This is a genomic window from Streptomyces sp. NPDC031064, assembly GCF_055570965.1.
This window is the reverse complement of the sequence record NZ_JBVIGF010000006.1, coordinates 333,208-357,207: the sequence shown is the minus strand read 5'-3', so window position 1 is coordinate 357,207 and position 24,000 is coordinate 333,208. Positions and strand designations below refer to the sequence as shown.

24 protein-coding genes are annotated in these 24,000 nt (G+C 75.1%); 19 read left to right on the top strand and 5 right to left on the bottom strand.

Annotated features, from left to right (window positions below; genetic code table 11):
- Positions 1-4 precede the first annotated feature (4 nt).
- The 11 genes from ACZ46W_RS23355 (at position 5) to ACZ46W_RS23305 (ending at position 10,913) form a co-directional block, all read left to right on the top strand.
- A complete protein-coding gene (locus ACZ46W_RS23355; RefSeq protein WP_468340592.1) occupies positions 5-739 on the top strand; it encodes a hypothetical protein in 735 nt (244 codons plus the stop codon).
- Positions 736-1,701, top strand: coding sequence for a DUF6895 family protein (locus ACZ46W_RS23350; RefSeq protein WP_468340590.1), 966 nt, complete (start codon positions 736-738; stop codon positions 1,699-1,701). Before ACZ46W_RS23355 ends, ACZ46W_RS23350 begins: the two co-directional genes overlap by 4 nt.
- The gene (locus tag ACZ46W_RS23345; RefSeq protein ID WP_468340587.1) at positions 1,698-2,627 is read left to right on the top strand and encodes a DUF6895 family protein; all 930 of its coding nucleotides are present in this window, start codon (positions 1,698-1,700) and stop codon (positions 2,625-2,627) included. The genes ACZ46W_RS23350 and ACZ46W_RS23345 overlap by 4 nt, the downstream gene beginning before the upstream one ends.
- Entirely contained in the window at positions 2,624-3,649 is a 1,026-nt protein-coding gene (locus ACZ46W_RS23340; protein WP_468340585.1) for a serine hydrolase domain-containing protein, read from the top strand. Before ACZ46W_RS23345 ends, ACZ46W_RS23340 begins: the two co-directional genes overlap by 4 nt.
- Positions 3,643-4,443 (top strand): VOC family protein, encoded by an 801-nt coding sequence (locus tag ACZ46W_RS23335; protein WP_468340582.1) that lies wholly within the window; start codon positions 3,643-3,645, stop codon positions 4,441-4,443. Before ACZ46W_RS23340 ends, ACZ46W_RS23335 begins: the two co-directional genes overlap by 7 nt.
- Positions 4,444-4,745: 302 nt before the next feature.
- Complete coding sequence (locus ACZ46W_RS23330; RefSeq protein ID WP_468340579.1) at positions 4,746-5,762, top strand: thiopeptide-type bacteriocin biosynthesis protein; 1,017 nt, start codon at positions 4,746-4,748, stop codon at positions 5,760-5,762.
- A 1-nt stretch (position 5,763) separates the two neighbouring features.
- Positions 5,764-8,421, top strand: a complete 2,658-nt coding sequence (locus ACZ46W_RS23325; protein ID WP_468340576.1) for a lantibiotic dehydratase — start codon at positions 5,764-5,766, stop codon at positions 8,419-8,421.
- Positions 8,422-8,440: 19 nt separating this feature from the next.
- Positions 8,441-8,584: a hypothetical protein gene (locus ACZ46W_RS23320; RefSeq protein WP_468340573.1), complete on the top strand. Its 144-nt coding sequence runs from the start codon at positions 8,441-8,443 to the stop codon at positions 8,582-8,584.
- 40 nt (positions 8,585-8,624) lie between these two features.
- On the top strand, positions 8,625-8,783 hold the full coding sequence (locus ACZ46W_RS23315) for a hypothetical protein (protein WP_468340570.1): 159 nt from the start codon (positions 8,625-8,627) through the stop codon (positions 8,781-8,783).
- A 93-nt stretch (positions 8,784-8,876) separates the two neighbouring features.
- On the top strand, positions 8,877-10,052 hold the full coding sequence (locus ACZ46W_RS23310; RefSeq protein ID WP_468340566.1) for a lanthionine synthetase LanC family protein: 1,176 nt from the start codon (positions 8,877-8,879) through the stop codon (positions 10,050-10,052).
- 24 nt (positions 10,053-10,076) lie between these two features.
- Entirely contained in the window at positions 10,077-10,913 is an 837-nt protein-coding gene (locus tag ACZ46W_RS23305; RefSeq protein WP_468340563.1) for an arylamine N-acetyltransferase family protein, read from the top strand.
- 6 nt (positions 10,914-10,919) lie between these two features.
- Here ACZ46W_RS23305 and ACZ46W_RS23300 read toward each other — a convergent pair whose 3' ends face one another.
- Positions 10,920-12,002: an MGDG synthase family glycosyltransferase gene (locus ACZ46W_RS23300; protein ID WP_468340560.1), complete on the bottom strand. Its 1,083-nt coding sequence runs from the start codon at positions 12,000-12,002 to the stop codon at positions 10,920-10,922.
- 182 nt (positions 12,003-12,184) lie between these two features.
- Here ACZ46W_RS23300 and ACZ46W_RS23295 point away from each other — a divergent pair, with 182 nt between their 5' ends.
- Genes ACZ46W_RS23295 through ACZ46W_RS23280 form a run of 4 tightly spaced genes read left to right on the top strand, consistent with a single transcriptional unit; the run spans position 12,185 to position 15,226 of the window.
- Positions 12,185-12,970 carry an SDR family NAD(P)-dependent oxidoreductase gene (locus tag ACZ46W_RS23295; RefSeq protein ID WP_468340557.1) on the top strand — a complete coding sequence of 262 codons (786 nt, stop codon included), beginning with the start codon at positions 12,185-12,187 and terminating at the stop codon, positions 12,968-12,970.
- Between the two features lie 4 nt (positions 12,971-12,974).
- Positions 12,975-13,853 (top strand): DMT family transporter, encoded by an 879-nt coding sequence (locus ACZ46W_RS23290; RefSeq protein ID WP_468340554.1) that lies wholly within the window; start codon positions 12,975-12,977, stop codon positions 13,851-13,853.
- Positions 13,850-14,566, top strand: a complete 717-nt coding sequence (locus ACZ46W_RS23285; RefSeq protein WP_468341162.1) for a polysaccharide deacetylase family protein — start codon at positions 13,850-13,852, stop codon at positions 14,564-14,566. Before ACZ46W_RS23290 ends, ACZ46W_RS23285 begins: the two co-directional genes overlap by 4 nt.
- Positions 14,567-14,599: 33 nt before the next feature.
- Positions 14,600-15,226, top strand: coding sequence for an alpha-ketoglutarate-dependent dioxygenase AlkB (locus tag ACZ46W_RS23280; RefSeq protein WP_468340551.1), 627 nt, complete (start codon positions 14,600-14,602; stop codon positions 15,224-15,226).
- 6 nt (positions 15,227-15,232) lie between these two features.
- Here ACZ46W_RS23280 and ACZ46W_RS23275 read toward each other — a convergent pair whose 3' ends face one another.
- Positions 15,233-15,982, bottom strand: a complete 750-nt coding sequence (locus ACZ46W_RS23275) for a carbonic anhydrase (protein WP_468340548.1) — start codon at positions 15,980-15,982, stop codon at positions 15,233-15,235.
- A gap of 205 nt (positions 15,983-16,187) precedes the next feature.
- Between ACZ46W_RS23275 and ACZ46W_RS23270 the strand changes: the two genes are divergently transcribed.
- From ACZ46W_RS23270 to ACZ46W_RS23260, 3 genes are all read left to right on the top strand, one after another.
- Positions 16,188-18,932: a SpoIIE family protein phosphatase gene (locus tag ACZ46W_RS23270; RefSeq protein WP_468340545.1), complete on the top strand. Its 2,745-nt coding sequence runs from the start codon at positions 16,188-16,190 to the stop codon at positions 18,930-18,932.
- 24 nt (positions 18,933-18,956) lie between these two features.
- Positions 18,957-19,688, top strand: a complete 732-nt coding sequence (locus ACZ46W_RS23265; protein ID WP_468340542.1) for a class I SAM-dependent methyltransferase — start codon at positions 18,957-18,959, stop codon at positions 19,686-19,688.
- Between the two features lie 172 nt (positions 19,689-19,860).
- Positions 19,861-21,372 carry a DUF6056 family protein gene (locus tag ACZ46W_RS23260; protein WP_468340539.1) on the top strand — a complete coding sequence of 504 codons (1,512 nt, stop codon included), beginning with the start codon at positions 19,861-19,863 and terminating at the stop codon, positions 21,370-21,372.
- On the opposite strand, the gene ACZ46W_RS23255 is transcribed toward ACZ46W_RS23260, so the two are convergent.
- From ACZ46W_RS23255 to ACZ46W_RS23245, 3 genes are all read right to left on the bottom strand, one after another.
- Positions 21,347-21,796, bottom strand: a complete 450-nt coding sequence (locus ACZ46W_RS23255) for a GtrA family protein (RefSeq protein WP_468340536.1) — start codon at positions 21,794-21,796, stop codon at positions 21,347-21,349. The genes ACZ46W_RS23260 and ACZ46W_RS23255 overlap by 26 nt on opposite strands.
- Positions 21,793-22,788 (bottom strand): glycosyltransferase family 2 protein, encoded by a 996-nt coding sequence (locus ACZ46W_RS23250; RefSeq protein WP_468340533.1) that lies wholly within the window; start codon positions 22,786-22,788, stop codon positions 21,793-21,795. The genes ACZ46W_RS23255 and ACZ46W_RS23250 overlap by 4 nt, the downstream gene beginning before the upstream one ends.
- 301 nt (positions 22,789-23,089) lie before the next feature.
- On the bottom strand, positions 23,090-23,284 hold the full coding sequence (locus ACZ46W_RS23245) for a DUF2795 domain-containing protein (RefSeq protein ID WP_468340530.1): 195 nt from the start codon (positions 23,282-23,284) through the stop codon (positions 23,090-23,092).
- 274 nt (positions 23,285-23,558) lie between these two features.
- Between ACZ46W_RS23245 and ACZ46W_RS23240 the strand changes: the two genes are divergently transcribed.
- Positions 23,559-23,843 (top strand): DUF5133 domain-containing protein, encoded by a 285-nt coding sequence (locus tag ACZ46W_RS23240; RefSeq protein ID WP_468340527.1) that lies wholly within the window; start codon positions 23,559-23,561, stop codon positions 23,841-23,843.
- The last annotated feature ends 157 nt before the right edge of the window (positions 23,844-24,000 follow it).

Below are 24,000 nucleotides of genomic sequence, written 5' to 3'. Positions count from 1 at the left end.
CTGAATGGAGCAGCCCAGCACTTCGAGCCCATTGACGGGCGCGGTGCAGGAGCTCGCCACCCAAGTGGTCTCTGCTCTGACGAGCGGGGGCCACTCCCGAGTGTCCGCCGCCGGTACGGCGGTCACCACGGGGGACGACGACCTCGGCCTCGCCGCGGTCCGGGTCCTGGGCGCGGACGTCCTGCTGCCGAGCGTCCTGTACCGCCACCCGCCCGCCCCCGTCGACCTGGCCGTGTGCGAGAAGGCGGCGCTCGCCCACCCTCCCGCGCCCGACGCCTCGGCCACCTCGCGCTGGACCCACTGGGCCCTGACCCGCACCCTCCGGGACCTGGGCGCCTCGGCCGCCACGGCGTCCTTCGACGGCGCCGAGCCGGACGCCACCTGGCTCGACGACCTCCCCTGGCAGGCCCTGACACACCAGCTCGCCCTCCTGGCAGCACTCTCCGTGCCCGCCGCCGACAGCGCCGTCGCCCGGGCCGCGCAACGCCGCACCGTCGACGTCGCCCGTGGCTTCGTACGGGCCGTCCGGCGCCGGGGCTGGCTCCAGGCGGCCGGCGCCGGACGCTGGCTGGCCGTGCTCGACGGCGTACCCGACACGCTGGGCCTGGACGCGGGCCTGGATTTCGTGGCGTGCATGGGCGGCGACGACCCGCGTGTGGCACTGCACCTGCACGCGGCGCGGCACCTGCGCGCGGCGCGCCACGCGCGAGCCGGAGCCGGAGCCGGAGCCGCGCCGTGACGGCTGAGACCGGTGTGACGGCCACGGACGTGCGGAGCGTGGCGGAGGCGGCGCTGGGCTGGCTGTCCGACAACCGCGCCGGTTTCGCGCTCGGCGACGACGCGCTGGAGCCGGACGGCGACGTCGACAACTCCTGGAAGCCCCTGGGCGAACTCGCCCAGACCTGCGTTTCCGTACGCCGCCACACCCTCCCCGGCTCGGTCCTCCACGACACCGCCACCGACCTGCTCCACCACGCCTGGCGCCAGACCCGGGACGGGGCGCTCTTCCTCGATCTGCAACGGCTCGAACCGTCCGCCACGTACCCCCTCGAGGTGTACGCCGCGTTCGCCTCGGGCGGCCTGCGGCACCCGGCGTACGAGGACTTCACCGCCGGTCTCGCCCGCACGCGAAGCTGGCGGACCACGGAACTGCTGCCGAACCGGTTGCTCAGCATCCTCAACTCGGAGCGGCGCTCCGGCCTCACCCCCCACGAAGCGACGTCCGCCGCCCTGCGCCGCACCTGGCTGGGCGGCCTCCCCGAACCGTGGACGTTCGAGCGGACCGCCGGATACATGCTCACCCACGTCGTGTTCCACATCACGGACTGGGGTCACGACGTGCACCGCGTACCGGCCGACATCGCGGCCTACCTGGACACCTGGCTCCCCGCCTGGCTGGACGGCTGCGTGGAGACCGAGCACTGGGACCTGTGCTGCGAGCTGCTCGCCGTCGCGGCCGGCCTGCCCGAGCCGCCGTCACCGGAGCTGACCGAGGACGCCTGGAGGGCGGTGGCCCGGGCACAGGACGATACGGGCGCCCTGACGGAGAGGGGCCGCGGACCGCGCGGCGAGGAGGTCCTGCGGGTCTTCCCCAACTGCTACCACTCCACGCTCGTCGCGGCCTTCGCCGCGACCCTGACCGCCGCCCGCCGCGCCGACGGCCCGCACCCGGACGACGCCCACCGAGGAGTGCCGGCATGAGCCCCGCCAGTACCCGTCTCGTCCACACGGTCGGCGTGGGCGCCATCGAGTGGCTCTACGCGCACCGCGACGGGTTCCGCCTGGAGCCGGACGTCGATCCGGAGATCGGCTTCCTGGAGCGCTTCAAGCCGGTCGGCGAACTGGCGGTCATCTGCAAGGTGCTCTTCCGCGAAGGAGTGGCCGGCTCCCGCCAGGCCGATCTCGCCCGCAAGCTGCTCGACCACGCCTGGCGCGACGTCCTGGACGGCGGCCGGATGCTGGTACGCGGCCAGCGCACCGAGCCGACCTCGCCCATCCCCTTCGAGGTGTACGTCCCCTTCCGGGAACTCGGCTACAGCCAGCCCGAACTGGAGCAGGCGATTCGGATCAACCACCGGCTCACCGGCTGGGCGGCCATGGAGGCGCAGCCCGTCAGACGCCTCGGCCTCAGCACCTTCGAGCGCCGCTTCGGGCTGACCGCGAGCCTGCCCGAGGAGGAGGCCCTGCGCCGTACCTGGCTGGGCCACACGCCCGAACCGTGGACCGTTTCCGCCCATATCGGTTACGACATCACCCATACCGTCTTCCACCTCACCGACTGGGGCGAGAACCCCGGCGGCCTGCCGCCGCGCATCGCGAGCCACCTCGACCTGTGGCTGCCGGTCTGGCTGGACGACTGGCTCGACCTGGAGCGCTGGGACCTGCTCGGCGAACTGCTCGTCGTCGACGCCTGCCTGCCCCGCCCCACCCTCGACGCGGCAGCCTGGGAAGGCTTCGCCGCCGCCCAGCAGCCCGACGGCGCCATGCCGGCCCTCGGCGCGATGCCCGAGGGCGACCCCGACGACGTCTTCGACATCGTGTATCACCCCACGCTGGTCGCCGCCTTCGCCTCCGTACTCGCCACCTCCCGCTCCCTCGCGCAGCTCACCGCCGAGGCGCCCGCATGACCGACGCCGAGCCGCTCGACGAGGCCGTACGCGCGGTCGACGCGCCCGACGTCGTCTTCGCGGTCTCCCGGCACGGCCGCCGCACCGTCCGCTGCGGCGGCACCGCACCGCCCCCGCCCGTCCCCCGAGACCGGCTCCGGTACGAGATCGGGTCGGCGTCCAAGGCCTTCACCGGCCTGCTGCTGGCCGACCTCGTCCACGCGGGCGTGCTGTCCGGCAACGACCCGGCCGCCACCCTCCTGGACCCGGGCAGGCCGCCCGGCCGGCACCCCGCCACCCTGACGCACCTGATGACCCACACCTCCGGGCTGCCCCCGGTGCCCGCCGACTTCTACCCCCAGGCCCTGCCCCGCTGGTCCACCAACCCCTACGCCCGCTACCCGGCCGAACGGGTCGTCCGCGCCTTCTTCCGCGCCCGCCCGCGCCACCGGCCCGGCACCCGGTGGCGCTACTCCAACTTCGCGGTCGCCGTCCTCGGGCACACCCTCGTCGCGGCCACCGCCACCCCCTGGGAACGGCTCCTGACCGACCGCGTCCTCGCCCCCCTCGGACTCGGCGACACCGCGCCGCGCTCCACCGGAGCCGGCACCGACGCCACCGGGCACCTCGCCGACGGCATCACCCCCGCCCCGCCCCTGCGCATCGGCGGGTTCCAGGCGGCCGGGGCGCTCCGCGCCACCCCGCACGACCTGCTCACCTTCCTGGAGGCACATCTGCGCCCCGACGGCTCCCCGCTGGCCGCCGCCCTGCTGGAGGTGCGCCGCCCGCTGCTGCGCCGCGGCCTCGGTCACCGGGAGACACACACGCTGTGCTGGTTCCACCACCCCGCCGAGAACGGCACCATGTACTTCCACATCGGGGCCACCAGCGGACAGACCGCCTTCCTCGGGTTCCGCCCCGACACCGGGACCGCGCTCGTCGCCCTCGCCACCCGCTCCTACCGCCGCAAGGACACCTTCGTCCCCACCGCGTACGCGCTGCTCCGCTCATCGCCCGGCCCAACGGAGGACCACCCATGCTGACGACCGACTTCGCGCCCGGCACACCCAACTGGATCGACCTTGGCGCCCCCGACACCGACGCCGCCGTCGCGTTCTACTCCGCCGTGTTCGGCTGGACGTTCCAGTCCGCCGGCCCCGACGCCGGCGGCTACGGGTTCTTCCAGCGCGACGGCGGCACGGTCGCCGCCCTCGGGCCGCTCACCGAGGAGGGCGCGAGCCCCGCGTGGACGCCGTACTTCCACACTCGCGACGCCGACGCCACCGCCAAGGCCGTGGGGCAGGCGGGCGGTACGGTACGCGTCCCGCCGATGGACGTCTTCACCGCCGGGCGGATGGCCGCCTTCACCGACCCCACGGGTGCGGCCTTCGCCGTGTGGCAGCCGGGCGACACCAAGGGGCTGGAGACGGTCATGGAGCCCGGCACCCTGTGCTGGACCGAACTCCAGAGCACCGACGTGCCGGCCGCGAAGGACTTCTACCGCTCGGTCTTCTCCTGGGAGTACCAGGACATGGACATGGGCGGCGGCATGGTCTACTCCGTCGTCTCCTCGCCCGGCGGCGGCAAGGCCGGCGACCCCGGACAGGGCGGCATCATGGGGCGGCCCGAGGAAGGCCCCGCGGCCGCCACCGGCTCCGCGTGGTACCCGTACTTCGGCACGGCCGACTGCGACGCCACCTTCGACACCGCCACCGGCCACGGCGCCACGGCCCTGGTCCCCCCGACGGACCTGCCGGGGGTCGGACGCCTCGCCATGCTCAAGGACCCCGCGGGCGCCACCTTCGCCCTCATCAAGGGCGACCCGTCCACGGGCTGACACCGGCCCGCGCCTGACCCGCGCACCGGCCGGGCGTCCAGCGGCACCTTCAGGTGGCGGCCCACCGGCCCCTCGCCCCCAGCATGCCAGCCGGTGACCGGGAACGTCCCGCGGCCCCCGCGCCCGCCGCCCGTGGCGGAGCCCGCTGGCGTGTGCGCCGGTAGGTGCGGGGGGCCCAACACCGCGCCCGCGCACCCCAATTGATTGTATGACTAGCTTTTGTCGTGCTTTCGGACGACGGCGGCCCGGACATCCACTGGGAGGAAGCGACACAGGACGCGACACACTCCCGGAGGAGCCGCATGGTGGACGTCGAGCGACTGCTGGCCGACTGCCTCCAGGACGCGAGAACCGCACCCCTCGGCACCCTGCCGCTCGCCGCCGAGGGCGCCGCGTACGCCGAGGCCCGACGCACCTTCCTGACCGCCGGGCTACGGGCCCTGCGCGACGACCTGCCGGAGACCGGCTGGGTCCAGCTCGGCCTGGCGCCATGGCCGGACGCCTGGCCCGCCCTGTACCGGCGGCTCGCCGAGGCCGCCCACGAACTCACCGGCTGCGGCTGGGCGAACGACTTCTTCTTCATGCACAAGCCGCCCGGCCTGCGCATCCGCTTCCACGCCCCCCGGCCCGCCGGCGTGGCCGCCCTGCGCGCCGAACTGCTCCGCCGCTTCGACCGCCGGGACGGCGCCTGGGCCAGCCCCACGGAGGGCGTGTACGAGCCCGAGACCTACCTGTTCGGCGGCCCGCGCGCCATGCCCCTGGTGCACGGCCTGTTCACCGCCGACTCGCTGGCCTGGCTCGACCACCACGCGGCACCGGACAAGGAGGCCCCCGCCGACTGGCGGGTCTCCCTCACCCTGCTGCGCGCCGTCCTGGACGGTCTGGGCATCGTGGGCTGGGAGCACCGGGGGGTCTGGCAGGTCGTACGGGAGGAGACCGGGCGCCGCCTCGTCGGCGGCCTGCACGACGCGTCCCTCCAGCGGGCGGCCGCCGGCATCCGCGCGTACTGGAACCTGACGTGCGAGGAACAGCTCGACGCCCTCCCCAAGACCTGGCGGGGCGGCCTGCGCGACCACCAGGACGCCGTGCGGCGGGCCGCGTCGCGCTGGCGCGCCGACTACTTCGAGGCGGGTGACGCGCTCGTCGGGCCCCGCCGGGCCGCCGCCCACTACGTCATCTTCCACTGGAACCGGGGCCGGGTCTCGACCGCCCGCCAGAGCCTGCTGACCGAGGCGCTGGCCTCCGACGGCAACGACGGCCACGGCGGCAACGACGGCCACGGCGACCGCGATGCCGCCTGCGACGAGGGGGCCTGCTGACGTGGGCGAGGAGCGGATCACGGGCGCCACGGCGCTGCTGCGGATCGCGGGCATGCCGTGCGAGGCATGGACCTCGGCGGCCGACCCCGCCCTCTTCGACCGGGTCGCGCGCCACGCCCGCGCCGAGGTTGAGCGGACCGCCCGCGCGCGGGCACTCGCCGAACGGCTCGGCACGAGCGTCGTGCCGCACCCGGACCTGGCCGACACCGACCGCGGGGCCGTACTGGCGCTGCGCAGGCGCCTGCACGCGGGAGGCGCCCCGCGCCCGGCGGGCCTGGCGCTCCTGGACCGGCTGCCCGGGCACGTGGTCGCGCCAGAGCTCGGCCGTGAAGCCCGGGCGCTGGCCGACGAGGCGCAGCGGGACGACGCCGAACGAGCCGCCCTGGAAGGCCTGGTGACCAGGGGACAGGAGCAGGCGGCCGCGCTGGCCTGGGACCTCGCGCGTACCCACCCCGTGCTGCGGGACCTCGTGGACAGCGCGGCCCCCGGGCTCCTCGCGGACGTCGAACGGCGCCTGGCGGGCGGCGAGTCCTGGAGCGGTAAACGCCTGCGCAAGCGCGCGGCCTACCTCTGGCGCGTCCTCGGCCGGGCGGCGGCCAAGACCACCCCCAGGGGCTGGGCCGGCCAGCTCGCCACCGCGCCCCTCCGCGCCGAAGCACCCGGCAACCTCCTCATCGCCCCCGGCACCACGCTCGGCGCCCTCGCCGCCACCGGCACGGAGAACGTCCACCTTGTCCGCTCCCGGCCCCCCGGCCCGCCCGACCTGCGCACCGCCGACCCGGGCACGCTGCTGGCCCCCGCACCCCTGCACTTCACTGAACCGCCCGCCTCCGTGAGGGCGTACGTCGTCGACCCGCGCGTACCTGGCACGCTGCGCCACGTCACCCTGCGCCGCACCCGCGCCCTGGACACCGTGCTGGGCGTGTTCGCCGACGGGCCGTGCCCGCTGGGCGAGGTCGAGAAGACACTGCTCGGCATGGCGAGCGCCCCGGACGCCACCAAGTCCCCGGACGCGACCGAGCCCCCGCACACCACCAAGGCCCCGGACCCGGCCGTGTTGCGCGGCTTCCTCCAGCACCTGCACACCATGGGCCTCCTCCAGGTGTGCACGGCCCCCCGGCTGCGCCACACCGCGTGGACGCCGCCCGAGCAGGTCACCGCACCCGGCACCCTGCCCCGGCCGCTCACCCCCACGGACGGTGAACCTGGCGGCTGGTTCCTGGACTCCTACCGCGCCCCGGCCGCCCCCGTGCCGGCCCGCGCCGCCGACCGCGTCCGGCGCGGGCTGCGCGTCGCCGCCCGGATCGCCGCCCTGCGCGACGCCGACGCCCGCAGCACCGCGCAGGAGGCGCCCGAGCTCGCCGCGATCACCCGGCAGCCGCGCCCCGTCAGCGAGATCCTCGCCACGCTGCTGCCCACCGCGCCCGGCACCCCCCGCCCCGCGACAGCGGTCCGGCACCGGTACGCGGGGTGGCCGGCGCCCACCGACCCCGGCTCCGGCTACGCCCGGCTGCTCGCCCGCCTCGCCGCCCACACCGGGCCCGGGCCGGCCGACGTGGACGACGCGCTGCTGGACGTCCTCGGCGCCCCGCCCGCCGAGGACGCCCTGCCGCCCTGGCCGCTGGACTGCCTGCTGCGGCCGCTCGCCGGGCCGGCGCCCGGCCCCGTCGCCGTGCTGGAGACCGCGTCCGCCGCCGGCGTGCTCGACGCCCGCTTCGCCGACGGCCTGCGCGCCCTGTACGGCGGTCACGGCAACGCCGACGCCCACCGCGCCTTCCTCACGGCCGTCGAACGGCACAGCGGCGTACGGTTCGTCGAACTGCTCGTCCCGCCGCTCGCCGAGCGCGCCGCCAACGCCGTACGCCGCCCCGTCGTCACCGGCTGGTGGACCGGCGACCCCGACCCCACGCCGTACTACGGGCCCTCCGGCGGCGGCGCGCGCTACCTTCCGCTGGACCGGATCACCCTGCGCCGCAGCGGCGGGCGGATCGTCGCCGAGGCGGACGGCCGGCGCGTGATCCCCGTCCACCACGCCACCCGCACCCCCGCCCCGCCCTACGACCTGCTCCTGCGGGTCCTGCTCGCCGCCGGTCACCCCGCCGCCTCCACCCTCCTGCGCCTGGACGGCCTGGACGGCGCCCTGCCCGGGCACCCGCGACCGCCCCGGGTGACCGCCGCCGGCGAGCTGGTCCTCGCCCCGGCGACCTGGCGGCTGGACCGCGCACGGTTGTGGCGGCCCGGCGACGACGCCCTGGACAAGGTCCGCACCCTCGCGCTCCTGCGGCGCGAACACGGCCTGCCCCGGCACGTCTTCGTCCGCACGGCGGCCGGCGCCAAGCCCGTCCCCGTGGACCTCGACGCGCTGACGGCGCTTGCGGTCATCGACCGGCTGTGCGCCCAGCAGCCCGGCGCCGAACTGCTCGCCGAGGAAATGCTCCCGGCCCCCGCGGACCTGGTGGTGCGCGACCCGCTCCACGGCGGCGCGGCCGTCGCCGCCCAGGTGCTGCTGAGACTCCCGTACGACTCCGGCGGCGACGCCCTCGAACACCTCGCCGCCCGCGCCGCCGACGCCCTGTCGCACGGCGCCGGCCCCCAAGACGTCCCCGACGGTCCGCCCGCAGCCGGCGGACGGACGGCCGGGGCGGCCATCGCTCACTAGCGCGAGAAGGGAAACCACCATGCCCGGAATCGAACTCACCGACCTCGACGCCCTCATCGACGACCTCGACGAGCGCATCACCGACACCGAGCTGCCCGCCGTCCAGACCATGAGCCAGGTGTGCACCATCGTCATCTGCGCGACCGTGGTCATCTGCGCCTGACGCGGGCGCGCCCGGCAACCCTCGTGAGAAGGGACGCACCATGCCCGGAACGATCGAACTGACCGACCTGGACGCTCTGATCGACGACCTCGACGAGCGCATCACCGACAGCGAACTGCCCACGGTGGAGGCGTACACCGCGGGATGCAGCGGTGTGTGCACCATCGTCGTCTGCGAAACCGTGGTCATCTGCGCCTGACGCGGGCGCGCCCGAGGGGCGCCTCCGCGGCCACAGGAGCCGCCCGGTCCGTCCGGGCGGCTCCGCCCACCGGTCCCACGAGACAGGAGCCCGATGGACGCCCTCCACGACCCGGTCGTCGGCCTCTCCCTCACCCACCTGGAGAAGTGGGCCGCGGCTCCCCTTCCCGGGCCGCATCCCTCGGACCCCGGCATCCCGGTCCTCGCCCACCTGCTCGCCGCGACCGGGGACCCCGAGGCCACGGCCACGGCGGCCCGCGCGGTCGCCCTCTGGGCCAGGACGGCGGGGCGCGGGCCCGGCCACCCCGGCCTGTACGACGGCGGACTGGCCGGCACGCTCGTCGGGCTGCGGCTGGGCGCCCGGCTCCATCCGGCGCTGCACCGGGCGGCCGACCGGCTGCGCGACCACCTGACCGGCGACACCGTCGCCACGGCCTGGCGCACGGTGGACGTCGCGTTCCCCGACTACGACCTGATCACCGGACCCGCCGGCATCCTGCTCGCCCTGTGCGCCGGCGGCGAACCGGCAAAGCCCCGACTCCAGGGCACCGTGCGCCACTTGACGTCCCTGTGCGACCACGACGAGCTGCCCCGACTCCGCACCGGGCAGTACGAGCAGCACCCCCACCTGTCGTGGACGCACGGCCGCGTCAACACCGGTGTGGGCCACGGCGTGGCCGGCGTCGTCACGGCCCTCACCGCCGCCCTCCGCCGCACCGGCGACCCCGCGACGGCCCAGGCGCTGCGCCGCGCCACCGGCTGGCTGGCCGCCCAGTCCTACGTCGACGAGCGCGGCATCCGCGCCTGGCCGGGCGCCGGGCTCGACGGGGCGGCGCCCCCCGCGGGCGCGCACCCGCGCCAGGCGTGGTGCTACGGGACACCGGGCGTCGCCTGGGCGCTGTGGGACGCGGCCGACGCGCTGGACGACAGGGAGGCGGCCGACCGGGCGCTGGCGGCGTTCCGCACGCTCGCCGAGGGTTACGACGAGGACTTACACCTCTTCGGCGACACCCCCGGTGACCTCCTCGGGCTGTGCCACGGGGCGGCGGGCGTGCTGGCCGTGGCCGATGCCCTCGACCGCCACGCCCGGCTGCCCGCCGCCGCCGCCCTGAGCGCCCGCCTCGCCGCCCACCTGGAAGACCGGCTCCCCGAGGCGCTGGCCACGCACTGGCCGCCGGGGCTGCTGACCGGCCCCCACGGAGCGCTGAGCGCCCTGCTCACCGCCCGCGGCGGGGCCCGCGACTGGCTACCCTGCCTCGGCCTGCGCTGAGGGTGCTCGTTAGGGTGAACGGCCATGAACGTCAAGGGTTTTGATGGTTACCTGGCCCGCCTCGGCATCACCGACCCCGGTGAGCCCTCCGCGGAGGCGCTGAGCGCGCTGCAACGGGCCCATCTGGAACGTGTCCCCTACGAGAACATCGACATCCAGCTCGGCAGACCGCCCGGCATCGAACCGGAGCTGTCCGCGCGCCGGTTCGCCGCCGGACACGGCGGTTACTGCTTCCACCTGAACGGCGGCTTCGCCGCGCTGCTGGAGGCCCTCGGCTACGACGTCACCCGCCATGTCGGCGGCGTCCACCAGGAGCCGGAGGGGCGCGGCGCCAACGGCAACCACCTGGCTCTGACCGTCCGCGTCGACGGCGAGGCCTGGTTCGTCGACGCCGGGCTCGGCGACGGCCCCCACGAACCGCTGCCGCTGCGCCCGGGCACGTACCGGCAGGGCCCCTTCACGTACCGGATGGAACCGTCGGTCACCGAACCGGGCGGCTGGACGTTCCACAACCCGGCCGGCCCCTTCCCCGTCATGGAGTTCGCCGCCCGGCCCGCCACCATGGCGGACTTCGCCGACGAGCACCTGCGGCTGTCCACCGCGCCGGACTCGCCGTTCCGGACGACGTTCGTCGCCCTGCGCCGCGACGCGAAGGGGCTCGACCTGCTGCGGGGCCGCCTCCTCACGCGCGTCGACGCGGCCGGGCGCGCCGAGCGGACGCTCGACACGGCGGAGGAGCTGTTCGCCGCCCTCGCGGACGTGTTCGGCCGCGACCTGGACGGTCTCGACGCGGACGACCGGGCCACGCTCTGGGAGCGGGTCACGCTCGCCCACGAGAAGTGGCTGGCCGACCGGGCGTAGCCGCACTCACCGCGCCAGATCGGCGACCAGGCGCGCGGCGTCGGCCCGGAACACCGCCGAGCCGGCCGCCGTCCGCCGCTCCCTCGCAGGCCCCGGGCGGGCCAGTTCGTCGACCGCCGCCAGCAGGTGACGGAGGTCGGCGGCGTACGTGGTGAGGCCCTCCGCCGCCATCTCCCGCACCCCCACGGCGCCGTGCCCGGGGATGGGCCGGTGGCCGATCACCGGCAGGCCGGCGGCGAGGGCCTGCACCGAGGTCTGGCCCGCCGCGTTGTCCACCAGGACCCGCGCCGACGCCATGAGCCCTGGCATGTCGTCCGTCCAGCCGAGCGCCCGCACCCCCGGCAGCCCGGCCGCGCGCCGGCGCAGCCGCTCGTCCCGCCCGCACAGCAGCACCGGCCGCACGCCGTGCCGGGCGAGCGCCCCGGCCGTCCGCAGCAGCCCCGGCCCCACGCCCCACGCCCCGGCGGACAGCAGCACCACCGGCCGCCCGTCGGGGTCCGGGCCGGGGGCCGTGGCCTTGTGGAACTCCGGCGGCACGACCGGCCCGGTGGCGACCGCCGTCCGCCCCGTGCCCTCCCGGGCCGCGCGGGCGGCGGTCTCGGTGACACACAGGTACAGGTCGTTGCCCGGGTCCAGCCACGCGCGGTGCACGGCGAAGTCGGTGACGAACACCGCGCACGGCACGTGCAGCGCGCCCCGGCCGCGCATCCGGCCGGTGATCTGGCCCGCGAGGTGGAAGGTGGAGACGATCACGTCGGGCCGCCACCGCGCCACGAGCGCGCCCAGCCGCCGCTCGGCGAGTGCGGCCATCGGCGCCACGTCCAGTCCCCGGCGGGAGTGCCCTTCGCGCGCACGGGGCCGGGGAGCCAGGAACAGCGCGTAGATCGCCTCGTACACCGGGGGCAGGCGGCGCACCACGAACCGGTAGAAGCCGCGCACCGCCGGCCCCACGCCCGGCGGCAGCAGCGTCAGCACGTCCCGCACGAGGACGTCGTGGCCGTCCGCGCGCAGCCGGCGTGCCAGTTCGCCGGCCACCGCGTCGTGGCCCGCGCCCATGCTCGCGCTGAGCACCAAGCATCGCCGCCCCATGGGAGCCCTCCGTTCCGTGCCGTTCCATCGTGTGCCGTCCGGCTCTCCGGCGCGGCCCGGCGGGGGGCCCAATCGGACTGTTCGGGTGGATCGGAGGGCGCGCTGGCGGGTGCCGGGAGGCGAACCGGCGGGAAACCGGGAGGCTGGAAGGGCACGGTCCACGACAGTCCGGAGGATCCGCCATGCCCCCCACGCCCCCTCGCGAGGCCGAACGAGGAAGGGCACGGCCCGTCGTGCTCGTCACGGGCGCGTCCTCGGGAATCGGCGCGGCGGTCGCCGACCGGTTCGCCGCCGACGGCCGCTGGCGGCTGCTGCTCGGGGGCCGGGACGAGGAGCGGCTCGCGGCGGTGGCCCGGCGGACGGGCGGCGGCGCGCTGCGGGCGGACCTGGGGGAGCGGGCGGGGGTGGAGCGGCTGGCCGCCGACGCCCTGGCGCGGGAGGGCCGGGTGGACGCGCTGGTGGCGGCGGCGGGCATCGGCTGGGCGGGGCCGTTCACGAGCATGCCCGCCGACGCCGTCGACCGGCTGATCGGCGTCAACCTCACCTCGGTGGTGCACCTGGTGCGGCTGCTGCTGCCGGGGATGGCGGAGCGGGGCGTGGGGCACCTGGTGATGGTCGGCTCCATGGCCGGGCGCGTGGGGGTGGCCAACGAGGCGGTGTACGCGGCCACCAAGGGCGGGCTGCTGGCCTTCGCCGACAGCCTGCGCTACGAACTCGCCGCCACCCGCGTCGGGGTGACGGTGGTCCTGCCGGGCGCGGTGGACACCCCGTTCTTCACCACGCGGGGCGTCCCGTACCACCGCGACCATCCGCGCCCGGTGCCCCCCGAACGGGTGGCCGAGGTGGTGTGGCGTGCGGTCGTACGCGGCCGGGACGACGTGTTCGTACCGGGCTGGCTGGCGATGCCCGCCCGGGTGCACGGTGCCGTGCCCGGTTTCTTCCGCGCGCTGGCCAAGCGGTTCGGCTGAGCCCGTGCTGGCACTGTCGATCTGCCTGGCGCTGCTGGCCGCCCTCGGCAACGCCGGGGCGTCGGTCCTCCAGCGGCAGGGTGCGGCCGCCACCGGCCCCGAGCCGGCCTCGGCGCGGCGTGGCTCGTGGATGGCGGGACTGGTGCACCGGCGGGTGTGGGTGTGGGGCGCGGCGCTGCTCGCGGTGTCGGGCGTCCTCCAGGCGCTCGCGCTGGCCACCGGCCCGTTGTCCGTGGTCCAGCCGGTGATGAGCACGGAGCTGATGTTCACGCTGGTGGTCGGGGGCTTCGTGTTCCGGCGCAGCCCGGACACCCGCACCCGGTGGGCGTTCGCCGCCATGGCGGTGGGCCTGGCCGTGTTCCTGGCGCTGGCCGATCCGACGGGCGGCCGGGCCACGGTGCCCCTGGCGGACTGGGCGTGGACGGCCCTGGGCGCGGGCGCGTTCGTGGCCGTCCTCGGGGTGGTCGCGCTGCGGCTGCCGTCGTCGTCGAGGGCGGCCGTGCTGGGCACGGCGACCGCGACCGGGTTCGCGTGCACGGCGGCGCTGCTCAAGGACGCGCTGGGCCGGCTCCCGGACGGCGTGGACGAGGTGCTCACGACGTGGCAGCCGTACGCCGCCGTGGGCGTGGGCCTGGCGAGCTTCGTGCTGCTCCAGGTGACGCTGCGGGCGGGCTCGCTGGTGGCCTCGCAGCCCGCGCTGACCCTGGGCGACGCGCTGCTGAGCGTGGTGCTGGGCGTGACGCTGTTCGCGGAACGGGTCCACCTGGGCTGGCGGGTGGTGTTCGAGGCGCTGGCGCTCGCGGTGCTGGTGGCCGGGTGCGTCCAGCTCGCCAGGTCCCCGCTCGTCACGGACGACCCCGAGAGCCAGGAGCGGCGGTGGTGAACGCACGCGCGCCCCTGGTGGCGGCGGGCGCCGTCGCCGCCTGGCACATCGGCCCCGCCGCGACCTGGCTGCCCGGCGCCCGCGCCGCGCTGTGGCCGGGGCTCGACGGGCGCGGCGACCCGTCGCACGTGGCGCTCACCTTCGACGACGGTCCCGATCCCGAGAGCACGCCCCGGTTCCTGCGCGCCTTGGACGCCCTGTCCGTACGGGCCACGTTCTTCGTGCTGGGCGGCCGGCTGGCCCGCCACCCCGCGCTCGGGCGGCTGATCGCGGCGGAGGGTCACGAACTGGCCGTCCACGGCTGGCGCCACGACCGGCCCTGGTGGCCCCGCCCGCTGCGGGACGCCCGCGACCTGGCGCGGACGGCGGACCTGGTCGCCGAAGCGGCCGGACGGCGGCCCCTGTGGTACCGGCCCGCGTACGGCGTCCTGACAGGTGGCCGCTGGGCCGCCGCCCGGGCCGCCGGGCTGCGCACGGTGCTGTGGTCGGCGTGGGGGCGCGACTGGACGGCGGAGGCGACGGCGCGGAGCGTGCACGCCGAGGTGGCGAGGACGCTGGCGGGTGGCGGGACGGTGCTGCTGCACGACTCCGACGTGGTCAGCGCGCCGGGGGCGTGGCGGTCCGCGCTGGGCGCGCTGCCGGACCTCGTCGCGGACTGCCGGCGGCGGGGCCTGCGGGTGGGGCCCCTCGCGGACCACGGCCTGATCGAATAGCTCATACATTCGATTTGCTCGTACGCTGAGAGCATGACCGCGCACGTGCAGGGCTCCCTCTTCGACCAGACCGACGACATCCGCCTGGGACCGCTGGCCGGCCTCCGGCGCACCGTGCTGGGCGACGGGGCGTGGATCGACCTGCTGCCGGGGTGGCTGCACGGCGCCGGCGCCCTGTTCGAGGCGCTCGCCGAGAGCGTCCCGTGGCGCGCGGAGCGGCGCACGATGTACGACCACGAGGTCGCCGTACCGCGGCTGCTGGCCTACTACGGCGAAGGGGACCCGCTGCCGCACCCGGTGCTCGCCGAGGCCCGCGCCGCCCTGTCCGCGCACTACGCCGCCGAACTGGGCGAGCCGTTCACCACGGCCGGGCTCTGCTACTACCGGGACGGCCGGGACAGCGTCGCCTGGCACGGCGACCGGATCGGACGCGGATCGCGCGAGGACACGATGGTCGCCATCCTGTCGGTCGGGGAGCCCCGCGACCTGGCGCTGCGCCCCCGCCGGGGCGGGCCGTCCCGGCGGGTGCCGCTCGGCCACGGCGACCTGATCGTGATGGGCGGGTCCTGCCAGCGGACCTGGGAGCACGCCGTCCCCAAGACCGCCAAGGGGGTCGGCCCCCGGATCAGCGTCCAGTTCCGCCCCCGGAACGTCGGCTGAGCGTTCCTAGCGGACGGTGCTCACGAGCTGGGTGCGCAGCTCGTAGCGCGCCCCGACGACCGCCAGGCTGCCCGCCTCCACCCGGGCGGCGAGGTCCGGTTCGGCGCGCAGCAGCCCGCGTACGAGGCGTACGTTCGCCGTGATCGTCGCGTCGATCCGGGCGTCCCCCGTCTGCCCCCGGTCGATGGCGGGCCGGATCCGCTCGGCGACGTAGTCGATGTGGGCGGGCGGCCGCTCACCGGTCTCGTCCGCGCGCACCGCCGCCGCCACGGCCCCGCACGACTGGTGGCCCAGCACCATGACCAGCGGGGTGCCCAGCTCGATGACGCCGTAGGCGATGCTGCCGAGCACCGCCTCGTCCAGCACCTCGCCCGCCGAACGGACCGTCATCAGGTCGCCCAGGCCCTGGTCGAATATGAGCTCGGGCGGGACGCGGGAGTCTATGCACCCCAGCACCACGGCGAAGGGGCGCTGTCCCGAGACGGCCGCCACCCGGGCCGCCTCGCCCTCGTGCGGATGGACCTGGTGCCGCGCGTGCCAGCGCCGGTTGCCCTGGACCAGCGCGCGCAGCGCCTCCTGAGGGGTGCGGGGGCGCGTCCCGCCGGTCCGCGGCGCCGCCACGGCGGACGGGGAGCCGGTGGCGAGCCCCGCGCCGAGGGCCGCGGTGGAGCCGAGCACCGCCCGCAGCAGCGCGCGGCGGCCACGGGGAGCGGGAAGGGGCAGGGTCACGGGAGTGTCGCCCGGATGCGTCGTCACGCCACGGAACGTACGTCCGCGTGTTCGGTGATTGTTCGAGTTTGATCACCTGTTGAGCCACCTATGGCCGACGTATGGCCGTACTTTGGGCGAACGATGGATTCCCCCCGACCACGCGGCTCGGGCCCGCACGCCGGGCGTGGTCGGACGGCGACCGGCGGTCACTCATGGTCGCCATGGGCCAAGCGGTGTTAGAAAGGGGAGCGTGGTCCACTTTTTCGACCGATTCCGTGGTGCCTCGGTTCGGTCACTGGCCGAGAGGCGCCCACGGAGCGTCGCGGGACAGGTCTTCGTCCTCCAGGTGGCGCTCGTCGTGCTGCTGGTGCTCGGCGCGGTCCTGGCACTGCTCCTCCAGTCGCGCAGCGACAGCGACCGGGAAGCCCGCAACCGCTCCATCGCGGTCGCCGAATCCTTCGCGCACTCCCCGGGCCTCGAAAACCTGCTGAAGACCCACCCCGACCCGTCGAGCGTCCTCCAGCCGCTCACCGAAACCGCCCGCAAGAGGGCCGGGGTCGACTTCATCGTCGTGATGGACACCAAGGGCATCCGCTACACCCACCCCCAGCCCGAGCGGATCGGCGGACGGTTCGTCGGCACCATAGAGCCCTCCCTCGCGGGCCGCGTCCACACCGAGAGCGTCGACGGGCCCCTCGGCGAGGAAGTCCAGGCCGTCGTGCCCGTCAGGGGCGCGAACGGGGACGTCATCGCCCTCGTCTCGGCCGGCCTGGAAGTCCGCAACGTCACCGGCGTCGTCAACCGGCAGTTGCCCGTCATCCTCGCCACCAGCGCCGCCGGCCTCGCCGTCGCCACCGCCGGCACCGCCCTGGTGGCCCGGCGGCTGCGCCGCCAGACCCACGGCCTCGGCCCCACCGAGATGACCCGGGTGTACGAACACCACGACGCCGTGCTGCACTCCGTGCGCGAGGGCGTCGTCATCGTCGGCGGCGACGGCCGGCTCCTGCTCGCCAACGACGAGGCCGAACGCCTGCTCCAACTGCCCCCCGACGCCGAGGGCCGCAGCGTCAAGGACCTGCCGGGCCTTGACCCGGGCATGGCCGAACTGCTCTGCTCCGGCCGCGTCGCCACCGACGAGGTCGTCCCCGCCGCCGACCGGCTGCTCGCCGTCAACCAGCGCCACACCGACCGCCACGGCGGCCCCGCCGGGACCGTCGCCACCATCCGCGACACCACCGAGCTGCGCGCCCTCACCGGCCGCGCCGAGGGCGCCCGCAGACGACTCAACCTGCTGTACGACGCCGGGGTCGGCATCGGCACCACCCTCGACGTCGTCCGCACCGCCGAGGAACTCGCCCAGGTCACCGTCCAGCGCTTCGCCGACTTCGTCACCGTCGACCTGGCCGACCCCGTCCTGCGCGGTGAGGAGCCGAGCGGGACCGCCGCCGACATGCGCCGCACCGCCGTCGCCGGCATCCGCGACGACCACCCCCTCTACCCGCGCGGCAAGATGATCGGCTTCGTCCCCTCCACGCCCCAGGCACGCGGCTACGGCACCGGCCGGGCGGAACTGGTGCCCGACCTGTCCCAGGCCCCCGGCTGGCAGGCCCAGGACCCCGAGCGGGCCGCCCGGATCGTCGAGTACGGCATCCACTCGCTCATCGCCGTCCCCCTCAAGGCCCGCGGCGTCGTCCTCGGCGTCGCCAACTTCTGGCGCTCCGAGAAGCCCGAACCCTTCGAGGAGGAGGACCTCGCGCTCGCCGAGGAGCTCGTCGCCCGCGCCGCCGTCTGCATCGACAACGCCCGCCGCTACACCCGCGAACACGCCATGGCCGTCACCCTCCAGCGCAGCCTGCTGCCGCGCGCCCTGCCCGAGCAGAGCGCCCTGGAGGTCGCCCACCGCTACCTGCCCGCCCAGTCGGGCGTCGGCGGCGACTGGTTCGACGTCATTCCCCTGCCCGGCAGCCGCGTCGCCCTCGTCGTCGGCGACGTCGTCGGACACGGCCTGCACGCCGCCGCCACCATGGGCAGGCTGCGCACCGCCGTGCACAACTTCTCGACCCTCGACCTGCCCCCCGACGAACTCCTCGGCCGCCTCGACGACCTCGTCGGCCGCATCGACCAGGACGAGGACGAGGACGACACCGGCGCCGCCGGAATGACCGGCGCGACCTGCCTGTACGCCGTGTACGACCCCGTCACCCGGCGCTGCTCCATGGCCCGCGCGGGACACCCGCTGCCCGCACTGATCCGCCCCGGCGGCGACGTCGAGTTCCCCGACCTCCCGGCCGGGCCGCCGCTCGGCCTGGGCGGCATACCCTTCGAGACCGCCGAACTGGACCTCGCCGAGGACAGCCAGATCGTCTTCTACACCGACGGGCTGATCGAGGACCGCACCCGTGACATCGACGTCGGCATCGAACTGCTCCGCAAGGCACTCGGCCGGCCCGCCGCCACCCCCGAGGAACGCTGCCGACTCGTGCTCGACGAGCTGCTGCCCGCCCACCCCAAGGACGACGTGGCCCTGCTCGTCGCCCGCACCCGCGCGCTCGGCGGCGACCGCGTCGCCGACTGGGACGTGCCCTTCCACCCCGGCGCCGTCGGCGGCATCCGCTCCGCCGCCGTGCGCAAGCTCACCGACTGGGGCCTGGACGACCTGTCCTTCGCCGCCGAGCTGATCCTCAGCGAGCTGATCACCAACGCCATCCGCTACGGCGCCGCCCCCGTCCGCGTACGCCTGATCCACGACCGCGGCCTGACCTGCGAGGTCGCCGACCACAACAGCACCTCGCCCCACCTGCGGTACGCCGCCACCACCGACGAGGGCGGCCGCGGCCTCTTCCTCGTCGCCCAGCTCGCCGAACGCTGGGGCACCCGCTACACCGCCCAGGGCAAGGTCATCTGGGCGGAACTCCCGCTCCCCGGCACCGGTTCCACACCGGGGGACGGCACCGGGACCCTGCCGTTCGACGTCCTCAACGCCGGTCTCATCTGACCGGCCCCATCCGAGGAGGGACGCTTGTTCAGCCCCCACGGCCCGACCCTCCGCGAACTCGCCACCCAGGCGCTCTCCTCCACGCGGACCGGCTACGACCTGCTCGCCCCCAAGTTCGACCACACCCCGTACCGCACCCCCGGCCGCGTGCTGGACGCGGTCGCCGGCGCCCTCCGGCCGCTCGGACCGTTCCCGGCGGGCCTCGACGTGTGCTGCGGCACCGGAGCCGGCGTGGGCGTCCTGCGCGAGCTGTGCCAGGACCAGGTGACGGGCGTCGACTTCAGCGCCGGCATGCTCGCCGAGGCCCGCGCCGCCCACCCGGCGGCGCCCGGCACGTCCCCCGCACTCCACTGGGTACGCGCCGACGCCCGCGCCCTACCGTTCCGCTCCGCCTTCGACCTCGCCGTGAGCTTCGGCGCGTTCGGGCACTTCCTGCCGGCCGAGCGGCCCCGCCTGTTCGCCGGGGTGCACCGGGCGCTGCGGCCCGGCGGCCGGTTCGTCTTCCCCGTGCCCGCCCCGCCCCCGGTCGGCTCCCTCCCCTACTGGGAACTGTGGGCGTTCGACGCCGCCATGCGGATGCGCAACCTGCTGTGGCGGCCGCGCTTCATCATGTACTACCGCACCTTCCGGCTCGCCGACGTGGTCGCGGAACTCACCCGCGCCGGCTTCACCGTGGAGCTGTCCCCGCTGGAGGAGTTCGGCCGGCGGCCCGACGGAGCGCCCCGCTGCCGCCTGGTGACCGCGCTGCGGCCATGAGCCACCTGGGTGACGGCCGCTTGCGGAGGCCGTGAACAGTTGGTCGAGTGGGAAACCGGTCCGCCCGGTGTCGCGCCGCGCCGAATCCGCTGGGGCGCGCGGACAACGGCACCGGCCCGTTTCACCTCTTCGGTGTCGTACCAGTGGTTTCCCGAGAGGCAGTGAAGAAGACATGGCCGTCGGCGCATCGAGTGTCACCGTCCCACCGGAGCCGGGGGACGGTCCCGGACCCGGGCGTGAGCGGGGCGGCGGCGACCCGCGCGCCTCACGCACCGTCCCGTGGGCGGCCCTCCTGGCCGCGCTGCCGCTCGGCCTGCTCGCCGCCGCGTCGTACCTCGGCCGGTACGTCCGCCCCAGCGCCGACGAATGGTGCTTCCTGCCCGTCGTGCGCGACGGCGGCATCTCCCGCCTGGTCGGGAAGTTCTACGTCACCGACAACGGGCGCGTCGGCAACGGGCTGCTCGTCGGGCTGTACGCCAAGTTCCCGGTCGCCGGGCACCAGTGGTACGCCCTGGTCAGCGGCGTCCTCATGCTCGGGCTGCTGTGGGCGCTCACCACGCAGGTGCTGCGCCGCGCCGGGCAGAGCGTGCCGCGCGGGGTGCCCCTGCTGGTCGCGTCCATGATCACGGCGGTGTTCCTCTTCGCCACCCAGAACACGTACAAGACGTTCTTCTGGCCCGCCGCCTCCGTCTCGCACACCCTCGCCCCGGTCCTCGCCTGCGCGGCCGCCATCCCGCTGCTGCGGGCCCGCGGCCGGGGCGGGCGGATCGCCGCGCTCGTCGTCGTGCTGCTCGCGGGCGTGTTCATGGGCACGCTCTCCGAAGAGGCGTCCGTGGTGGCCCTGGTGGTGCTCTCGGGCGTCGTCCTATTCGCCGGCCGGCTCTTCACCGAACGGGTCAGGGCCTTCGCCCGGGGCTGGTCCCTCGTCGGTATGGCCGGTGTCGCCATCGGCACGATCGTGCTCGTGACGTCCCCCGGTTCGCGCAACCGCCGCGACAGGTACGGTGCCGAGACCACCTCCATGATCGCCCCCGAATCGCTGCTCGCCTCGCTGCGGGCGTACGTCCGCATCCTGGAGACCATCCTGACGACGTGGCAGTACGCGGGCGCCGTCGCCGCCGGTCTGCTGCTCGGCCTGCTGGCGCGCGCCACCGCCCGCCGGGAGCGGCGGGTCCTGCTGCCGTGCCGGCCGCTGATGCTGACCGGCCTCGGCGCGCTGGCGTTCCTCGTCTCCGGCTACCTGTGCACCGTCATCACGTACCCGGTCTTCGGCCCCCGCGTGGTGAGCGCGGAGCGCACCTGGAACGACTACCTGCTGCTCTACGTGGTGCTGCTGGTGGCCGCCGGTGCCTTCCTGGGGCGGGCGCTGCGGCTGCGCGGTGTCCGCACCGGAGCGGTCACCGGCCTGGCCGCGGCCGTCTGCGCGGTCACCGTCCTGGGGCTCGCCGCCCCGCTGTACGAGCTGGGCCACGACATGCGGGTACGGGCGCAGAAGTGGGACCGCCAGGACCGGTGGCTGCGGGAGCGGGCGGCCGAGGGCGCGAAGGTGCTGCCGTACAAGCCGGTGTCGGTCAGCGGGATGCTGGAGCCGTTCAGCGCCAACGGCACCAGGATCTGGCCCGCGCAGTGCGTCGCCGACTACTACCACCTGGACAAGGTCACTCGCGGGACGCGCCTTCCCTGACCCGCTCCTCCCCGGGCGGCTGCCGCGACGCGGAACGGCGCGTGGCGGCCGCCCCGGAGGTGATGGCCCAGCGGGCGAGGACGAAGGAGAGCGGGGTGACCAGGAGCCCGGCGGCGATGGCCGCCAGGTTCTCGTCCATCCCCAGCCGGCTCACCGCGAGATGGAGCAGGATGCCGCTGCCCACCACGTTGGCCGCGCCCGACAGCGGATAGCGGGCGAAGGCCCGCCACGTGGGCCTGGTGCGGACGGTGACGTACGAGTTGAGCAGGAACGAGCCGACGACGCTCACCGCGTACCCGATGACGTGGGCGGCGAGGTACGGCAGCCAGATGTTGAGCGTGGCGTACACGCCGAAGTAGACGGCGGTGTTGGCCAGCCCGATGAGGCAGAAGGAGACGAACTGTCCGAGGACGGCGGGCTTCACGGCTTCGGCCGGGCCCGTCCCGCCGGCTCCAGCGGCGTCTCGCGCGGGTCCCGGCGGCGCGGGCGGGCCGCGGACGTGTCCGTCTCCCGCACCACGTAGTGCGGGCGGCGCTTGGCCTCGTGGTAGATCCGGCCCACGTATTCGCCGATGACACCGAGCGTGGCGAGCTGGATGCCGCTGAGCGCGACGATCGCGGTGATGAGGGTCGCGTAACCGGGCGTGTCGACACCGTTCAGGACCGCGTTGGCGACGATCCAGAGCGCGTAGACGAGCGCGGACAGGAACAGCCACAGGCCGGTGTGGATGGCCAGCCGCAGTGGCCGGCTGTTGAACGACAGCAGCCCGTCGATGCCGTAGTTGAGCAGCCGCCGGCCGCCCCACTTGGACCGGCCGGCGGCCCGCTCGACGTTCTCGTAGGTGAAGCTGACGGTGTCGAATCCGATCCAGGAGAACAGGCCCTTGGAGAACCGGTTGCTCTCCGGCAGGGAGAGCAGCGAGTCGACCGCGCGGCGCGACAGCAGCCGGAAGTCGCCCGCCCCGTCGATGACTTCGACGTCCATGAAGCGGCGGACCAGCCGGTAGTAGGCGCGGCTCAGCGCCGTCCGCACGGCGCCCTCCCCGGACCGGTCGCGCTGGGCGATCACCTGGTCGTAGCCGTGCCGGTGCAGCTCCAGCATGCGGGGGAGGAGCGCGGGAGGGTGCTGGAGGTCGGCGTCCATGAGCACGACCACCTCGCCCCGGGACATGCGCATACCGGCGAGCAGCGCGGACTCCTTGCCGAAGTTGCGGCTGAAGGAGGTGTAGCGCACGCGCCCGTCGGCCGCCGCCAGGTCCCGCAGCCGGTCCACGGTCCGGTCGCCGCTGCCGTCGTCGACGTAACACACCTCGAAGGTCACGCCGGTGGGTTCGACAGCGGCTATCAGGGCGGTGTGGAAGGCGTCGATCACCTCGCTCTCGTCGAAACACGGGACGACGACCGACATATGGACCATGGGCTGCTCACTCCATGCACTGGTGTGCGGGGCGGCGGCCGGGAGTTCGGGGCCGCCGCATAGGGAGGATGGCCATGGGGCCACCGGGGTTGCCTGCACCGGGCGATGGACTTCGCCCGCCGCGGCCACCCGTGCAGCCAGTGGAGCGCGGCGGCGGCGCCCGCACAGCCCCACGCCGTCCACTCGGGTGAGTGCGTGACCGCCGGTGTCCACGCACGCGTGCGTCCGCCCCGTCACCCGGACTGCGGGGGACGGGGCGGATATGGGTGGGCGTGGGGCGTCGGGCGGGGCGGGACCTGGATCAGGACGAGCCCTTCCCGACCTCCTTGTTGATGGCGGCCGGCGAGTCGTACTCCTTCTCGGGGAGCGACTTCAGGGCGTCCATGACCTTCTTGTCGGCCTTGTGCTTCTGTGCCTGGTCGACGATCTCCTTCTTCGAAGCCGGGTAGTTGACGCCGCCGAGGGCCTTCTGCATTTCGATGGGGTTCACAGCCATGGTCGAGGGGTACCCCCGCGCGCGAACCGGATACCGGGACCAAAGTCCATGTCACGACAATGGAGCACAAGCCCCTTTTTCCCCACGCAGCGCGAATCCGTCACGGTTGCATCACAATGTCGTGTGAGAGCCGGAGAGTGCGGGCACATCCATGTGCGGGAGGGCGACCCGGTTCGGGGGCCGGCGCATCGCCCGGCCTCGGGGCGACCGGCCTGGAGCAGGCACCGGCGTCCCTCTCTCCTTGCTTCGTGGCGTGGGAAAGGCAGGTACGTTCATGCTGTTGGCGCATCCCGCAGTGCTTCGTGAGCTCGTAGCCCGTTACGAATCCCTGTGCACCGCCTCCCAGGAGCTGGCCCTCGCGCCCGACCTGAAACGACGGCTCGACGATGTCACGTACACGCTGTGCGTGACCACCGGAACGCGGCACCTGGACCAAGCGCTGGCCGCCGCGCGGGCGAGGCTGGCGGCCACAGCCGCGGTCACGGCCACCGCCGCGGCGACGGTCACAGCCGCGGCCGGTACGGCCGCCGCGGCGCCGGCGGCGGGCACCGCCACCTGACGCGGGGAGAACTTTCGGCGGCCCCGGCCCAGGGGTTGACCGGGGCCGCCACGGGTGTCCGCGGGGAGTGCGGAGCGCCCGGTCGGAACACCAGGGGCGACGCGAGGAGGGAGCGTCGTCGCCGGTGTTCTGTCCCGTTCCCCGGGCGTGTGTCACC

Coding starts and splice junctions, on each gene's coding strand:
- ACZ46W_RS23295 (WP_468340557.1), top strand. CDS start 12,185: ATGCCCCCCACGCCCCCTCGCGAGGCCGAACGAGGAAGGGCACGGCCC.
- ACZ46W_RS23245 (WP_468340530.1), bottom strand. CDS start 23,284: ATGGCTGTGAACCCCATCGAAATGCAGAAGGCCCTCGGCGGCGTCAAC.
- ACZ46W_RS23300 (WP_468340560.1), bottom strand. CDS start 12,002: ATGGGGCGGCGATGCTTGGTGCTCAGCGCGAGCATGGGCGCGGGCCAC.
- ACZ46W_RS23335 (WP_468340582.1), top strand. CDS start 3,643: ATGCTGACGACCGACTTCGCGCCCGGCACACCCAACTGGATCGACCTT.
- ACZ46W_RS23315 (WP_468340570.1), top strand. CDS start 8,625: ATGCCCGGAACGATCGAACTGACCGACCTGGACGCTCTGATCGACGAC.
- ACZ46W_RS23310 (WP_468340566.1), top strand. CDS start 8,877: ATGGACGCCCTCCACGACCCGGTCGTCGGCCTCTCCCTCACCCACCTG.
- ACZ46W_RS23280 (WP_468340551.1), top strand. CDS start 14,600: ATGACCGCGCACGTGCAGGGCTCCCTCTTCGACCAGACCGACGACATC.
- ACZ46W_RS23260 (WP_468340539.1), top strand. CDS start 19,861: ATGGCCGTCGGCGCATCGAGTGTCACCGTCCCACCGGAGCCGGGGGAC.
- ACZ46W_RS23355 (WP_468340592.1), top strand. CDS start 5: ATGGAGCAGCCCAGCACTTCGAGCCCATTGACGGGCGCGGTGCAGGAG.
- ACZ46W_RS23340 (WP_468340585.1), top strand. CDS start 2,624: ATGACCGACGCCGAGCCGCTCGACGAGGCCGTACGCGCGGTCGACGCG.
- ACZ46W_RS23250 (WP_468340533.1), bottom strand. CDS start 22,788: ATGGTCCATATGTCGGTCGTCGTCCCGTGTTTCGACGAGAGCGAGGTG.
- ACZ46W_RS23320 (WP_468340573.1), top strand. CDS start 8,441: ATGCCCGGAATCGAACTCACCGACCTCGACGCCCTCATCGACGACCTC.
- ACZ46W_RS23305 (WP_468340563.1), top strand. CDS start 10,077: ATGAACGTCAAGGGTTTTGATGGTTACCTGGCCCGCCTCGGCATCACC.
- ACZ46W_RS23345 (WP_468340587.1), top strand. CDS start 1,698: ATGAGCCCCGCCAGTACCCGTCTCGTCCACACGGTCGGCGTGGGCGCC.
- ACZ46W_RS23330 (WP_468340579.1), top strand. CDS start 4,746: ATGGTGGACGTCGAGCGACTGCTGGCCGACTGCCTCCAGGACGCGAGA.
- ACZ46W_RS23240 (WP_468340527.1), top strand. CDS start 23,559: ATGCTGTTGGCGCATCCCGCAGTGCTTCGTGAGCTCGTAGCCCGTTAC.